This is a genomic window from Pantoea sp. SGAir0184 (assembly GCF_043544755.1).
This window is the reverse complement of sequence record NZ_CP028050.1, coordinates 3,464,351-3,478,317: the sequence shown is the minus strand read 5'-3', so window position 1 is coordinate 3,478,317 and position 13,967 is coordinate 3,464,351. Positions and strand designations below refer to the sequence as shown.

11 protein-coding genes are annotated in these 13,967 nt (G+C 58.3%); all 11 read left to right on the top strand.

The annotated features are described in order from the left end of the window. Positions 1 to 2 precede the first annotated feature (2 nt). On the top strand, positions 3 to 1,319 hold the full coding sequence (gene murD / locus C1N60_RS16560) for a UDP-N-acetylmuramoyl-L-alanine--D-glutamate ligase (RefSeq protein ID WP_059010290.1): 1,317 nt from the start codon (positions 3 to 5) through the stop codon (positions 1,317 to 1,319). Beyond that, entirely contained in the window at positions 1,319 to 2,533 is a 1,215-nt protein-coding gene (gene ftsW / locus C1N60_RS16555; protein WP_021507561.1) for a cell division protein FtsW, read from the top strand. The genes murD and ftsW overlap by 1 nt, the downstream gene beginning before the upstream one ends. After that, on the top strand, positions 2,530 to 3,588 hold the full coding sequence (gene murG / locus C1N60_RS16550) for an undecaprenyldiphospho-muramoylpentapeptide beta-N-acetylglucosaminyltransferase (protein WP_059010288.1): 1,059 nt from the start codon (positions 2,530 to 2,532) through the stop codon (positions 3,586 to 3,588). The genes ftsW and murG overlap by 4 nt, the downstream gene beginning before the upstream one ends. 70 nt (positions 3,589 to 3,658) lie before the next feature. Continuing rightward, the gene (gene murC / locus C1N60_RS16545) at positions 3,659 to 5,134 is read left to right on the top strand and encodes a UDP-N-acetylmuramate--L-alanine ligase (RefSeq protein ID WP_031279704.1); all 1,476 of its coding nucleotides are present in this window, start codon (positions 3,659 to 3,661) and stop codon (positions 5,132 to 5,134) included. Then, positions 5,127 to 6,047, top strand: a complete 921-nt coding sequence (locus C1N60_RS16540; protein WP_104188113.1) for a D-alanine--D-alanine ligase — start codon at positions 5,127 to 5,129, stop codon at positions 6,045 to 6,047. Before murC ends, C1N60_RS16540 begins: the two co-directional genes overlap by 8 nt. A 1-nt stretch (position 6,048) precedes the next feature. Continuing rightward, on the top strand, positions 6,049 to 6,888 hold the full coding sequence (ftsQ, locus tag C1N60_RS16535; protein ID WP_058780440.1) for a cell division protein FtsQ: 840 nt from the start codon (positions 6,049 to 6,051) through the stop codon (positions 6,886 to 6,888). Next, complete coding sequence (gene ftsA, locus C1N60_RS16530; RefSeq protein ID WP_013507861.1) at positions 6,885 to 8,141, top strand: cell division protein FtsA; 1,257 nt, start codon at positions 6,885 to 6,887, stop codon at positions 8,139 to 8,141. Before ftsQ ends, ftsA begins: the two co-directional genes overlap by 4 nt. A gap of 71 nt (positions 8,142 to 8,212) precedes the next feature. Further along, on the top strand, positions 8,213 to 9,367 hold the full coding sequence (gene ftsZ, locus C1N60_RS16525; protein ID WP_021507556.1) for a cell division protein FtsZ: 1,155 nt from the start codon (positions 8,213 to 8,215) through the stop codon (positions 9,365 to 9,367). Between the two features lie 101 nt (positions 9,368 to 9,468). Next, positions 9,469 to 10,386, top strand: a complete 918-nt coding sequence (gene lpxC / locus C1N60_RS16520; RefSeq protein WP_127833677.1) for a UDP-3-O-acyl-N-acetylglucosamine deacetylase — start codon at positions 9,469 to 9,471, stop codon at positions 10,384 to 10,386. 270 nt (positions 10,387 to 10,656) lie between these two features. Next, positions 10,657 to 11,157 carry a secA translation cis-regulator SecM gene (gene secM / locus C1N60_RS16515; protein WP_041387019.1) on the top strand — a complete coding sequence of 167 codons (501 nt, stop codon included), beginning with the start codon at positions 10,657 to 10,659 and terminating at the stop codon, positions 11,155 to 11,157. A 77-nt stretch (positions 11,158 to 11,234) separates the two neighbouring features. Continuing rightward, positions 11,235 to 13,940 (top strand): preprotein translocase subunit SecA, encoded by a 2,706-nt coding sequence (gene secA / locus C1N60_RS16510; RefSeq protein ID WP_059010287.1) that lies wholly within the window; start codon positions 11,235 to 11,237, stop codon positions 13,938 to 13,940. Positions 13,941 to 13,967: the final 27 nt, after the last annotated feature.

Below are 13,967 nucleotides of genomic sequence, written 5' to 3'. Positions count from 1 at the left end.
TCATGGCTGACTATCGGGGCAGAAAAGTCGTCATCATTGGATTAGGCATTACCGGCCTGTCCTGTGTTGATTTCTTCCTCGCGCAGGGCGTGACGCCCCGCGTGATGGATACCCGTGTGTCACCGCCGGGGCTGGACAAACTGCCAGAGCAGGTGGAGCGCCACGTTGGCGGTATCAACAGCGACTGGCTGCTGGCATGCGATCTGATCATCGCCAGCCCGGGCATCGCGCTGGCGCACCCGGCGCTGAGCGAAGCGGCTGACGCCGGCATTGAAATTGTCGGCGATATCGAACTGTTCTGCCGTGAAGCGCAGGCGCCGATTGTGGCGATCACCGGTTCCAATGGCAAAAGTACCGTCACCACGCTGGTGGGCGAAATGGCGCGCGCCGCGGGCTGGCAGGTGGGCGTAGGCGGCAACATTGGGCTGCCAGCGCTGACACTGCTCAAATCGCCGGCGCAGCTGTATGTGCTGGAGCTCTCCAGCTTCCAGCTGGAAACCACCTACAGCCTGAAAGCGGCGGCGGCAACCATCCTTAACGTCACTGAGGATCATATGGATCGCTATCCGCTCGGCATGCAGCAGTACCGCGCCGCTAAATTACGCATCTATGAAAACGCGGATATCTGCGTGGTGAATGCCGACGATGGCATGACCATGCCGGTGCGCGGCGCCGATCGCCGCTGCGTCAGCTTTGGCATCGACGTGGGCGATTATCACCTCAACCAGCAGCAGGGCAGTACCTGGCTGCGGGTGAAGGGCGAGAAAGTCCTTAATACCGACGAGATGAAGCTGGTCGGGCAGCACAATTACACCAATGCGCTGGCCGCGCTGGCGCTGGCCGATGCGGTGAATATCCCGCGCGCCTCCAGCCTGAAAGCGTTAACCACCTACAGCGGCCTGCCGCATCGCTTCCAGCTGGTGCACGAAGCGCATGGCGTGCGCTGGATTAATGATTCGAAAGCCACCAACGTGGGCAGCACCGAAGCCGCGCTTAACGGCCTGCAGGTGAAAGGCACGCTGTGGCTGCTGCTGGGTGGCGATGGCAAAGGGGCGGACTTTACGCCGCTGGCGCGCTATCTGCAGGGCGACAACGTGCGGCTGTTCTGCTTTGGCCGCGACGGCGACGCGCTGGCCGCGCTGCGTCCGGCAGTGGCGACGCGCACCGACACGCTCGAACAGGCGATGACGCAGATTGCCGCGCAGGTGCAGGCGGGCGACCTGGTGCTGCTGTCACCGGCGTGCGCCAGCCTCGACCAGTTCCGTAATTTTGAACAGCGCGGCGATCGCTTCGCGCAACTGGCGAAGGAGCTGAGCTGATGCGTATTCCCGGAGCCAGTATCGCCAGTTTTATTTCGCTGCGCCTGCGTGATTGGGTGATGGGCGCGCGCGACAACGACGACGCGCCGGTGGTGCTATATGACCGCACGCTGCTGTGGCTGACATTTGGCCTGGCGATTATCGGTTTTGTCATGGTCACCTCGGCGTCGATGCCGGTTGGACAGCGTCTTAACGACGATCCGTTCTACTTTGCCAAGCGTGATGCCTTTTATATCGCACTGGCGCTGGGGATGGCGTTAGTGACGCTGCGCGTACCGATGGATTTCTGGCAGCGCTACAGTAACGCGATGCTGATGGCTTCGGTGGCGATGCTGCTGATCGTACTGGTGGTCGGTAGCTCGGTTAACGGCGCATCGCGCTGGATCGCGCTCGGGCCGCTGCGTATTCAGCCGGCGGAGTTATCCAAGCTGTCGCTGTTCTGCTATCTCGCCAGCTATCTGGTGCGCAAAGTGGAAGAGGTGCGGAACAACTTCTGGGGCTTCTGTAAGCCGATGGGCGTGATGGTGGTGCTGGCGGTGCTGCTGCTGGCCCAGCCGGACCTCGGCACCGTGGTGGTGCTGTTTGTTACCACGCTGGCGATGCTGTTCCTGGCGGGCGCCAAACTGTGGCAGTTCCTGGCGATTATCGGCTCCGGCATTTTCGCCGTGGTGCTGCTGATTATCGCGGAACCTTACCGTATGCGCCGCGTGACCTCCTTCTGGAACCCGTGGGAAGATCCGTTCGGCAGCGGCTACCAGCTGACTCAGTCGCTGATGGCGTTTGGCCGCGGTGAGTTCTGGGGGCAGGGCCTGGGCAACTCGGTGCAGAAACTGGAGTATCTGCCGGAAGCGCATACCGACTTTATCTTCTCAATTATCGGTGAAGAGTTGGGTTATGTCGGTGTGGTTTTGGCGCTGTTGATGGTATTCTTCGTCGCTTTTCGCGCAATGTCGATTGGCCGTCGCGCGCTGGAGATCGACCAGCGTTTTTCCGGCTTCCTCGCCTGTTCCATTGGCGTGTGGTTTAGCTTCCAGGCGCTGGTTAACGTTGGTGCGGCGGCGGGTATGCTGCCGACCAAGGGCCTGACGCTGCCGCTGATCAGTTACGGTGGATCGAGTCTGATCATTATGTCGACCGCCATCGTGTTTTTATTGCGCATAGATTATGAAACGCGTCTGGCAAAAGCCCAGGCGTTTACCCGAGGTGCCCGATGAGTGGTAAACGGCTGATGGTCATGGCAGGGGGTACCGGCGGACATGTGTTCCCCGGACTGGCCGTGGCGCATCATCTGATCGAACAAGGCTGGCAGGTGCGCTGGCTGGGAACCGCAGACCGGATGGAAGCCGATCTGGTGCCAAAGCATGGCATCGATATCGACTTCATCCGCATCAGCGGACTGCGCGGTAAAGGCGTAAAGGCCCTGCTGCTGGCACCGGTGCGCATTTTCAATGCGTGGCGCCAGGCGCGCCGCATCATGAAAAACTGGCAGCCGGATGTGGTGCTGGGCATGGGCGGTTATGTTTCCGGGCCGGGCGGCCTTGCGGCGTGGAGTTGCGGCATCCCGGTGGTGCTGCACGAGCAGAACGGCATTGCCGGCCTGACCAATAAGTGGCTGGCGAAAATCGCCACCACAGTGATGCAGGCCTTTCCGGGCGCGTTCCCCACTGCCGAGGTGGTGGGCAACCCGGTACGTAATGATGTGCTGGCGCTGCCGCTGCCGGCGCAGCGTCTGGCACACCGCAGCGGGCCGATTCGCGTGCTGGTGATTGGCGGTAGTCAGGGCGCGCGCATCCTCAATCAGATCGTGCCGCAGGTCGCCGCCGAACTGGGTGACGCCATCACGCTGTGGCATCAGACCGGCAAAGGCGCACGGGAGACCGTGCAGCAGGCGTATCAGGCCGCTGGCCAGCCGCAGCACAAGGTCACCGAGTTCATCGATGACATGGCGCAAGCCTATGCGTGGGCCGATGTGGTGGTGTGCCGCTCCGGCGCGCTGACCGTCAGTGAAGTGGCGGCGGCGGGTTTACCGGCGATTTTCGTGCCGTTCCAGCACAAAGATCGTCAGCAATACTGGAATGCGCTGCCGCTGGAAAAAGCCGGCGCGGCCAAAATTTTCGAGCAGCCGCAGTTTACTGCTGCGGCCGTCGCAGACACGCTGCGCCACTGGGATCGCGCCACGCTGCTGGCGATGGCGGAAAAAGCCCGCCAGGTGGCGATTCCTGATGCGACCGAACGGGTGGCACAAGAGGTTGCGCGCGTCGCGAAGTAAGTTAACCGGTCAGTTTGACTGGCCCGCATCTGAATGCAGGTGCAAACGGGAAAACAGGTAACAGAGACAGATGAATACACAACAATTGGCAAAACTGCGTTCTATTGTGCCCGAGATGCGTCGCGTCCGGCACATCCACTTTGTCGGCATCGGCGGTGCCGGCATGGGCGGTATTGCCGAGGTGTTGGCGAACGAAGGCTATCACATTAGCGGCTCCGATCTGGCGCCCAATCCGGTTACGCAGCATCTGGCCTCGCTGGGCGCGACCATTTACTTCAACCATCGCCCGGAAAATGTTACCGACGCCAGCGTCGTCGTGGTTTCCACCGCCGTGGCGCAGGACAACCCGGAGCTGGTGGCGGCGCGTGAGCAGCGTATCCCGGTGATCCGCCGGGCGGAGATGCTGGCTGAGCTGATGCGTTTCCGTCACGGCATCGCGATTGCCGGCACGCACGGCAAAACCACCACCACCGCGATGGTGACCAGTATTTATGCGGAAGGCGGTCTCGATCCGACGTTCGTCAATGGCGGTCTGGTCAAAGCGGCGGGTACGCACGCGCGCCTCGGCAGCAGCCGTTATCTGATTGCGGAAGCAGACGAAAGCGACGCGTCTTTCCTGCATCTGCAACCGATGGTGGCGATTGTCACTAACATCGAAGCGGATCACATGGATACCTATCAGGGCGATTTTGAGAACCTGAAGCAGACGTTTATTAACTTCCTGCACAACCTGCCGTTCTACGGGCGCGCGGTGATGTGCGTGGACGATGTGGTGATTCGCGACCTGATTCCGCGCGTGGGCCGTCAGGTCACCACCTATGGTTTCAGCGACGATGCGGATGTGCGGGTCGAAAATTACGAACAGCGCGGCGCGCAGGGCCACTTCACCCTGATTCGTCAGGACAAGCCGGTGCTGCACGTGACGCTGAATGCGCCGGGCCGCCATAACGCGCTGAACGCCGCGGCAGCCGTAGCGGTTGCCAGCGAAGAGGGCATTGACGACAACGCCATTCTGGCGGCGCTGGAGAGTTTCCAGGGCACCGGTCGACGTTTCGACGTGCTGGGCGAGTTTGACACCGCTGCCGTTAACGGTAAGCCAGGCAGCGCGATGCTGGTCGACGATTATGGCCATCATCCGACCGAAGTGGATGTCACCATCAAAGCGGCGCGCGCCGGCTGGCCAGAGAAAAAGCTGGTGATGGTGTTTCAGCCGCATCGCTACACGCGCACCCGCGACCTGTTCGATGATTTCGCCAATGTGCTGTCGCAGGTGGATGTGTTACTGATGCTGGATGTCTACCCGGCGGGCGAAGCCGCCATTCCGGGCGCGGACAGTCGTTCACTGTGCCGTGCCATCCGCAATCGCGGCAAGGTCGATCCGATTCTGGTCTCCGAGCACGAAGCGCTGCCGGATGCGCTGGCACCGCTGCTGTCCGGCGACGATCTGGTGATTGTGCAGGGCGCCGGCAACATCGGCAAAATTGCCCGCAAGCTGGCTGAGATTCAGCTGCAGCCGGCTCTGAACACGGAGGCGCGCCATGGCTGAGAAAGTCGCGGTATTGATGGGCGGTACCTCCGCCGAGCGTGAGGTGTCACTGATGTCCGGCAGCGCGGTGCTGGCGGGACTGCGCGAGATGGGCATTGATGCGCACGGTGTCGACACCCGTGACGTCTCGGTGCTGGACCTCCGGCAGCAGGGCTTTGCCAAAGCGTTTATCGCGCTGCACGGTCGCGGTGGCGAAGATGGCACGCTGCAGGCGCTGCTGGAGTTTCTGCAACTGCCCTATACCGGCAGCGGCGTCATGGCGTCGGCCATCACCATGGATAAACTGCGCAGCAAACTGCTGTGGCAGGGCAGGGGATTGCCGGCGGGCAAATTTGTCTGGCTGACGCGCCAGCAGTATGAGCAGGGGCTGGATGCTGCAGCGCAGGCGTCGATCGCCGCGCTCGGACTGCCGCTGTTTGTGAAGCCAAGCTGTGAAGGTTCCAGCGTTGGCATCAGCCGCGTGAACCAGGCGGAGGCGCTGCCAGCCGCGCTGCAGGAGGCGTTTCGCCATGATGATGACGTGCTGGTGGAAGCTTTTCTCAGCGGTGCCGAATACACCGTGGGCATCGTCGGCGACGAAATTCTGCCGTCAATCAGAATTCAGACCGCCAGCGAGTTCTATGACTATGAAGCAAAATACATTTCTGACGATACTCAATACTTCTGCCCGAGCGGCCTGAGTGCGGAGAAAGAGGCGGAACTGCAGACATTAGTGCTGGCCGCGTGGCGCGCGTTAGGCTGCAGCGGCTGGGGACGGGTTGATGTGATGGTCGACGGCGACGGCAACTTCCAGCTGCTGGAAGTGAACACCTCGCCTGGCATGACCAGCCACAGCCTGGTGCCGATGGCGGCAAAGCAGGCGGGATACAGCTTCCCGCAACTGGTGGCGCGCATTCTGGAGCTGGCTGACTGATATGTCTCAGGCGGCACTGCGCGTTAGAAATCGCGAACCTCAGGAGCGTGCGCGCTCCGGACGGAGCAACGGAGCACGGCTGTTTGGCATCGTGTTCCTGCTGCTGGTGATGGGCATCATGGTGGCTGGCGGCCTCGTGGTGCTGAAGTGGATGAATGATGCGTCGCGTCTGCCGCTGTCGAAGCTGGTGGTGACGGGCGAAACCCACTACACCACGCACGATGATATTCGTCAGGCGATTTTATCGCTCGGCGCGCCGGGAACGTTCATGTCGCAGAACGTGGACATTATCCAGCAGCAGATCGAGCGGTTACCGTGGATTAAACAGGTTAGCGTGCGCAAGCAGTGGCCTGATGAGCTGAAGATAAACCTGGTGGAGTTTGTCCCGGTGGCACGCTGGAATGACTCGCACATGGTGGACGCCGATGGCGTCTCCTTCAGCGTCCCGGCCAGCCACATCGGCAAAGAGACGTTGCCGATGCTGTATGGGCCGGAAGGCAGTGAGAAAGAGGTATTGGCCGGCTATCACACCATGAGTGATGTGCTGCGGGCCAGTAAGTTTACCCTGAAGGTCGCGTCGATGACGGCGCGGCGCTCGTGGCAGCTGGTGACCAGCGACGATGTGCGCATCGAACTGGGGCGCAGCGATACCATGAAGCGTCTGAACCGTTTTATTGAGCTCTATCCGGAGTTGCAGCAGCAGGGCCAGAGTCAGAACCAGCGCATCAGCTATGTTGATCTACGCTATGACTCCGGCGCCGCAGTAGGCTGGGCACCGGCACCGATTGAGCCACAGGACAGTAATCAGCAACAAAACCAGGCACAGGCTAAACCACAATGATCAAGGCAACGGACAGAAAACTGGTAGTAGGACTTGAAATCGGCACTGCGAAGGTCGCCGCCCTGGTTGGGGAAATTCTGCCCGATGGTATGGTCAACATTATTGGCGTCGGCAGCTGCCCGTCCCGCGGTATGGACAAAGGCGGCGTGAACGATCTGGAGTCGGTGGTGAAGTGCGTTCAGCGCGCCATCGACCAGGCGGAATTGATGGCAGACTGCCAGATTTCGTCGGTATACCTTGCTTTATCGGGCAAACATATTAGTTGTCAGAACGAAATCGGGATGGTTCCGATTTCCGAAGAGGAAGTCACTCAGGATGATGTGGAAAACGTGGTGCATACGGCGAAATCCGTTCGCGTGCGCGACGAACATCGTATTCTGCATGTGATTCCACAGGAATACGCCATCGATTATCAGGAAGGCATCAAAAATCCGGTTGGCCTTTCCGGCGTGCGTATGCAGGCCAAGGTGCATCTCATCACCTGCCACAACGATATGGCAAAAAATATCGTGAAAGCCGTTGAACGTTGTGGCCTGAAAGTTGACCAACTGATTTTTGCCGGACTGGCATCCAGTTTTTCGGTGCTGACCGAAGATGAACGTGAGCTGGGAGTCTGTGTTGTTGACATCGGTGGCGGTACAATGGATATCGCGGTGTACACCGGCGGCGCGCTGCGTCATACCAAAGTGATTCCCTATGCCGGGAACGTGGTGACCAGCGATATCGCCTATGCCTTTGGCACACCGCCAACCGACGCCGAAGCGATTAAAGTGCGTCATGGTTGTGCGCTGGGTTCGATTGTCGGCAAAGACGAAAACGTCGAGGTGCCGAGCGTGGGTGGACGTCCACCGCGCAGCCTGCAGCGCCAGACGCTGGCAGAAGTGATTGAGCCGCGTTACACCGAACTGCTGAATCTGGTGAACGACGAGATTCTGCAACTGCAGGAGCAACTGCGCCAGCAGGGCGTGAAGCATCATCTGGCAGCCGGTATTGTGCTGACCGGCGGTGCGGCGCAGATTGAAGGTCTGGCGGCCTGTGCACAGCGGGTGTTCCACACCCAGGTGCGCATCGGTCAGCCGCTTAACATCACCGGCCTGACGGATTATGCACAGGAGCCGTACTACTCGACGGCGGTTGGCCTGCTGCATTACGGCAAAGAGTCACACATGAACGGTGATGCAGAAACGGAAAAACGTGCTTCAGTGGGCAATTGGTTTAAACGCATCAACAGCTGGCTGAAGAAAGAGTTTTAATTTTTTGAAAAAGGAGATCATCAGGCAATGTTTATGATCTCCAGGCGACAGGCACATAACGGAGAGAAATCATGTTTGAACCTATGGAATTAACCAATGACGCGGTGATTAAAGTCATCGGCGTCGGCGGTGGCGGTGGCAACGCCGTAGAGCACATGGTACGCGAGCGTATCGAAGGTGTGGAATTCTTCGCTGTGAATACCGACGCACAGGCGTTGCGTAAAACGGCGGTCGGCCAGACGATTCAGATCGGGACCAATATCACCAAAGGTCTCGGTGCGGGTGCTAACCCGGAAGTCGGTCGTACCTCGGCGGAAGAGGATCGCGAAGCACTGCGTTCTGCGCTGGAAGGGGCAGACATGGTGTTTATCGCCGCGGGCATGGGTGGCGGTACTGGTACCGGTGCAGCTCCTGTGGTGGCTGAAGTAGCCAAAGATTTAGGTATCCTGACGGTTGCAGTGGTGACGAAGCCCTTCAACTTCGAAGGGAAAAAACGCATGGCGTTTGCTGAGCAGGGTATCGCTGAGCTGTCCAAGCATGTTGATTCACTGATCACCATTCCTAACGACAAGCTGCTGAAAGTGCTGGGCCGTGGTATCTCTCTGCTGGATGCCTTCGGTGCGGCTAACGACGTGCTGAAAGGTGCGGTGCAGGGTATCGCAGAACTGATTACCCGTCCGGGTCTGATGAACGTCGACTTCGCCGACGTGCGTACCGTGATGTCAGAAATGGGTTACGCGATGATGGGTTCTGGCGTTGCCTGTGGTGAAGACCGTGCCGAAGAAGCGGCCGAAATGGCGATCTCTAGCCCGCTGCTGGAAGATATCGATCTGTCGGGTGCGCGTGGCGTGCTGGTCAACATCACGGCGGGCTTCGACCTGCGCCTGGATGAGTTCGAAACCGTGGGTAACACCATCCGCGCCTTCGCCTCGGACAACGCGACCGTGGTTATCGGTACCTCGCTGGATCCAGAGATGAACGACGAGCTGCGCGTCACCGTGGTGGCGACCGGTATCGGCATGGACAAGCGTCCGGAAATCACCCTGGTGACTAACAAACCTGCGACTCAGCCGGTCATGGATCATCGCTACCAGCAGCACGGCATGGCGCCGCTGCCGCAGGAGCAGAAACCGGCCGCGAAAGTGGTGAATGACCAGCCAGCGTCATCCAGCAAAGAGCCTGACTATCTTGATATTCCAGCCTTCCTGCGTAAACAGGCAGACTAAGAATATCCTGAGAATTGGGATTCTCCGCTCTTTGTGCTAAAGTATTCGCCCGCCGGTAATTTATACTGGCGGTCGGATGGGTAATATTGCGAGATAATGCGATGATCAAACAAAGGACATTAAAACGTATTGTTCAGGCGACTGGCGTCGGTTTGCATACCGGCAAAAAAGTCACGCTGACTTTACGCCCTGCGTCGGCTAATACCGGGGTCATCTATCGTCGCACTGACTTGAATCCACCGGTTGATTTCCCGGCTGATGCAAAATACGTGCGCGACACCATGCTGAGTACCTGCCTGGTGAATGATGAAGGCGTGCGTATTTCGACGGTTGAACACCTGAATGCTGCATTGGCAGGTCTGGGTATCGACAACATTATTGTTGAAGTCGATGCGCCAGAAATTCCGATCATGGATGGCAGTGCCGCGCCTTTTGTTTATTTGCTGATGGATGCCGGTGTCGAAGAGCTGAACAGCGCGAAGAAATTCGTGCGCGTGAAGCAAGCGGTACGGGTAGAAGATGGCGATAAGTGGGCCGAGATCAAACCGTACAATGGTTTTTCACTCGACTTCACCATCGACTTCAAACATCCGGCGATCGACTCAAGCTCGCAGCGTTACCAGCTCAATTTCTCGGCTGAATCCTTTGTGCGTCAGATTAGCCGTGCGCGCACCTTCGGCTTTATGCGTGAAATCGAATATCTGCAGTCTAAAGGCCTGTGCCTGGGCGGTAGTTTAGATTGTGCGATTGGCCTCGATGACTTCCGCGTATTGAATGAAGATGGCCTGCGCTTTGAAGATGAGTTCGTGCGTCACAAAATGCTGGACGCCATCGGCGACCTGTTCATGTGTGGTCATAACGTGATTGGCGCATTCTCTGCGTTCAAGTCCGGCCATGCGCTGAACAACAAACTGTTGCAGGCGGTACTGGCGAAGCAGGAAGCCTGGGAATGGGCGACCTTCGAAGACGAAGCTGAACTGCCACTGGCCTTCAAAGCGCCAAATTTAGTGCTGGCTTAATTAGTCAGCCATAAACGGCGGGCTTCCCTGACACCCTCTCCGGTCAGTGGAACCCGCCGTTTTTTATTGCCCGCCGCTAAGCTGTAATCCCGCTCGCAAAACCCTGTTGCCAGCGACCAAACCCTGCGCAAAAAAACGTGAAATCCGCCGTAAGCCCTTTAATCCCTGATGTCGAAGCCCCACATAAGTGCTATTATCTGGCGCTCATGTAAGCAGGGTGCGTAACGCAACTCTGGCTTAGCGCTTAATGACTGGCATGATGGACGAAAGGTGATCGGGATTTTCTCACGCTGGCGACAACTCGGCAGACGCTATTTCTGGCCTCATCTCCTGTTGGGGATGGTGGCGGCCAGTCTCGGCCTGCCTGCCTGTGCACAAAGCGCAGAGCCCACCAGCAGCGATTCGCCGGTCAGCAGCCTGTTTACCGGCAAGGTGGTGCGGTTTGATCACCTGATTCGCCTGCAGGAAAGCGCGCGTCGCCCCAGTTTCAACGTTGATTACTGGCATCAGCACGCCATCCGCACCGTCATTCGCCATCTCTCATTCAGCATGACGCCGCCCGCAACAGCGGAAGCGGAACATGCATTGCCGCTGGCGGCGCAAAAGCTGGCGCTGATTGACTCGCTGCAGGCGCTGCTGACTTCACCCGCGCAACCTTTAGCCGCGATGGCACCGCCGTCGCGAGCGCATCATGTTTTGCCCAACGTTCACTCTTCTGCTGACTGGCAGGCTGCTATTCATGGCATCCGCGCCGGACCTTTCATTGCTTAACGCTAACGTTATTTTCCTTTTTCTGTTTTTTGCCTTTGCAGCCCGTATTGTCACGGCTGAATTGAGATAAATTTATTATGTTAATCAAATTGTTAACGAAAGTTTTTGGTAGCAGCAATGATCGTACTCTGCGCCGCATGCGTAAAGTGGTCGATGTCATCAACAAGATGGAGCCGGAGTTCGTCAAACTGTCTGACGACGAACTGAAAGCGAAAACCGATCAATTCCGCGAGCGCCTGAAAAAAGGTGAAACGCTGGAGAGCCTGATTCCCGAAGCCTTCGCCACCGTGCGTGAAGCCAGTAAGCGCGTGTTTGGCATGCGCCACTTTGACGTGCAGCTGATCGGCGGCATGGTGCTCAACGAACGCTGCATCGCGGAGATGCGCACCGGTGAGGGTAAAACCCTGACTGCGACGCTGCCGGCCTACCTGAACGCGCTGAGCGGCAAGGGCGTCCACGTTGTGACCGTCAACGACTATCTGGCGCAGCGTGACGCCGAAAACAACCGTCCGCTGTTTGAGTTCCTTGGTCTGACAGTCGGTATCAACCTGCCGGGCATGCCGGCAGTGGCTAAGCGCGCTGCCTATGCAGCCGATATCACCTACGGCACCAACAACGAATACGGCTTCGATTATCTGCGCGATAACATGGCCTTCAGTCCGGAAGAGCGCGTACAGCGTAAACTGCACTATGCGCTGGTGGATGAGGTGGACTCGATCCTGATCGATGAAGCGCGTACCCCGCTGATTATCTCGGGCCCGGCCGAAGACAGCTCCGATCTCTACATCAAGGTCAACAAAATCATTCCACACCTGGTGCGCCAGGAAAAAGAAGACTCGGATAACTTCCAGGGCGAAGGTGACTTCTGGGTGGATGAAAAAGCCCGTCAGGCGCACATGACCGAACGCGGTCTGGTGAAAGTGGAAGAGCTGCTGGTCAGCCAGGGCATCATGGATGAGGGCGAGTCACTCTACTCGCCGACCAACATCATGCTGATGCACCACGTGACGGCAGCACTGCGCGCCCATGCACTGTTCACCCGCGACGTTGACTACATCGTGAAGGACGGCGAGGTGATCATTGTTGATGAACACACCGGCCGTACCATGCAGGGACGTCGCTGGTCTGATGGCCTGCACCAGGCGGTCGAAGCCAAAGAAGGTGTGGAGATCCAGAATGAAAACCAGACGCTGGCTTCCATCACCTTCCAGAACTACTTCCGTATCTACGAGAAACTGGCCGGTATGACCGGTACCGCTGATACTGAAGCGTTTGAATTCAGCTCCATCTATAAACTCGATACCATCGTGGTGCCGACCAACCGTCCGATGGTGCGTAAAGATATGGCCGATCTGGTCTACATGACCGAGAAAGAGAAGATCGACGCCATTATCGAAGATATTCGCACCTGTACGGCTAACGGGCAGCCGGTACTGGTGGGCACCATCTCGATTGAAAAATCGGAAGTGGTATCTCAGGAGCTGACGCGCGCGGGTATTAAGCACAGCGTACTGAACGCCAAGTTCCACGCCAGCGAAGCGGATATCGTGGCGCAGGCAGGTCAGCCAGCCGCGGTAACCATCGCGACCAACATGGCCGGTCGTGGTACGGACATCATGCTCGGCGGTAGCTGGCAGGCGGAAGTGGCCGCGCTGGAAAACCCGACTGAAGAGCAGATTGAAGCCATCAAGGCAGCGTGGAAACTGCGCCATGATGCGGTGCTGGCGGCAGGCGGTCTGCACATTATCGGTACCGAACGCCACGAATCACGCCGTATCGATAACCAGCTGCGCGGCCGTGCGGGCCGTCAGGGTGACGCCGGTTCTTCGCGCTTCTATCTGTCGATGGAAGATGCGCTGATGCGTATTTTTGCCTCCGATCGTGTGTCCAACATGATGCGTAAGCTGGGTATGAAGCCGGGTGAAGCGATTGAGCATCCGTGGGTAACCAAAGCAATTGCTAATGCGCAGCGCAAAGTAGAAAGCCGCAACTTCGATATCCGTAAACAGCTGCTGGAATACGATGACGTCGCTAACGATCAGCGCCGCGCCATTTACAGCCAGCGTAACGAACTGCTGGATGTCTCTGACGTTTCGGACACCATTAACAGCATCCGCGAAGATGTGTTCAAAGCCACTATCGACACTTACATTCCGCCGCAGTCGCTGGAAGAGATGTGGGACGTCCCGGGGCTGGAAGAGCGTCTGCGCAATGATTTCGATCTGGATCTGCCCATTGCCGAGTGGCTGGATAAAGAGCCGGATCTGCATGAAGAGACGCTGCGTGAGCGCATTATGAGCCGCGCCAGTGAAAACTATGCGGCGAAAGAAGAAGTGGTCGGCGCAGAAATGATGCGCAACTTCGAAAAAGGCGTGATGCTGCAAACGCTCGACTCGCTGTGGAAAGAGCATCTGGCGGCGATGGACTATCTGCGTCAGGGTATCCATCTGCGTGGCTATGCGCAGAAGGATCCGAAGCAGGAGTACAAACGTGAATCTTTCGCCATGTTTGCCGCGATGCTGGAGTCGCTGAAGTACGAAGTGATCAGCACCCTGAGCAAAGTGCAGGTGCGGATGCCGGAAGAAGTGGAAGCGATGGAGCAGCAGCGTCGTGAAGAAGCAGAGCGCCTGGCACAGCAGCAGCAGCTCAGTCACGTCGATGACGACACCGCAGCGGCCGCTGCACTGGCGGCACAGGGCGGTGAGCGGAAAGTGGGACGTAACGATCCGTGCCCATGCGGCTCAGGTAAAAAATACAAACAGTGTCACGGTCGTCTGGCCTGATAACAAAAAGGAGCCCGCGGGCTCCTT

Excerpts from the sequence above, each read along its gene's own strand:
- secA (WP_059010287.1), top strand. The coding sequence starts at position 11,235 with ATGTTAATCAAATTGTTAACGAAAGTTTTTGGTAGCAGCAATGATCGT.
- C1N60_RS16540 (WP_104188113.1), top strand. The coding sequence starts at position 5,127 with ATGGCTGAGAAAGTCGCGGTATTGATGGGCGGTACCTCCGCCGAGCGT.
- murD (WP_059010290.1), top strand. The coding sequence starts at position 3 with ATGGCTGACTATCGGGGCAGAAAAGTCGTCATCATTGGATTAGGCATT.
- murC (WP_031279704.1), top strand. The coding sequence starts at position 3,659 with ATGAATACACAACAATTGGCAAAACTGCGTTCTATTGTGCCCGAGATG.
- ftsZ (WP_021507556.1), top strand. The coding sequence starts at position 8,213 with ATGTTTGAACCTATGGAATTAACCAATGACGCGGTGATTAAAGTCATC.
- murG (WP_059010288.1), top strand. The coding sequence starts at position 2,530 with ATGAGTGGTAAACGGCTGATGGTCATGGCAGGGGGTACCGGCGGACAT.
- ftsQ (WP_058780440.1), top strand. The coding sequence starts at position 6,049 with ATGTCTCAGGCGGCACTGCGCGTTAGAAATCGCGAACCTCAGGAGCGT.
- ftsA (WP_013507861.1), top strand. The coding sequence starts at position 6,885 with ATGATCAAGGCAACGGACAGAAAACTGGTAGTAGGACTTGAAATCGGC.
- ftsW (WP_021507561.1), top strand. The coding sequence starts at position 1,319 with ATGCGTATTCCCGGAGCCAGTATCGCCAGTTTTATTTCGCTGCGCCTG.
- lpxC (WP_127833677.1), top strand. The coding sequence starts at position 9,469 with ATGATCAAACAAAGGACATTAAAACGTATTGTTCAGGCGACTGGCGTC.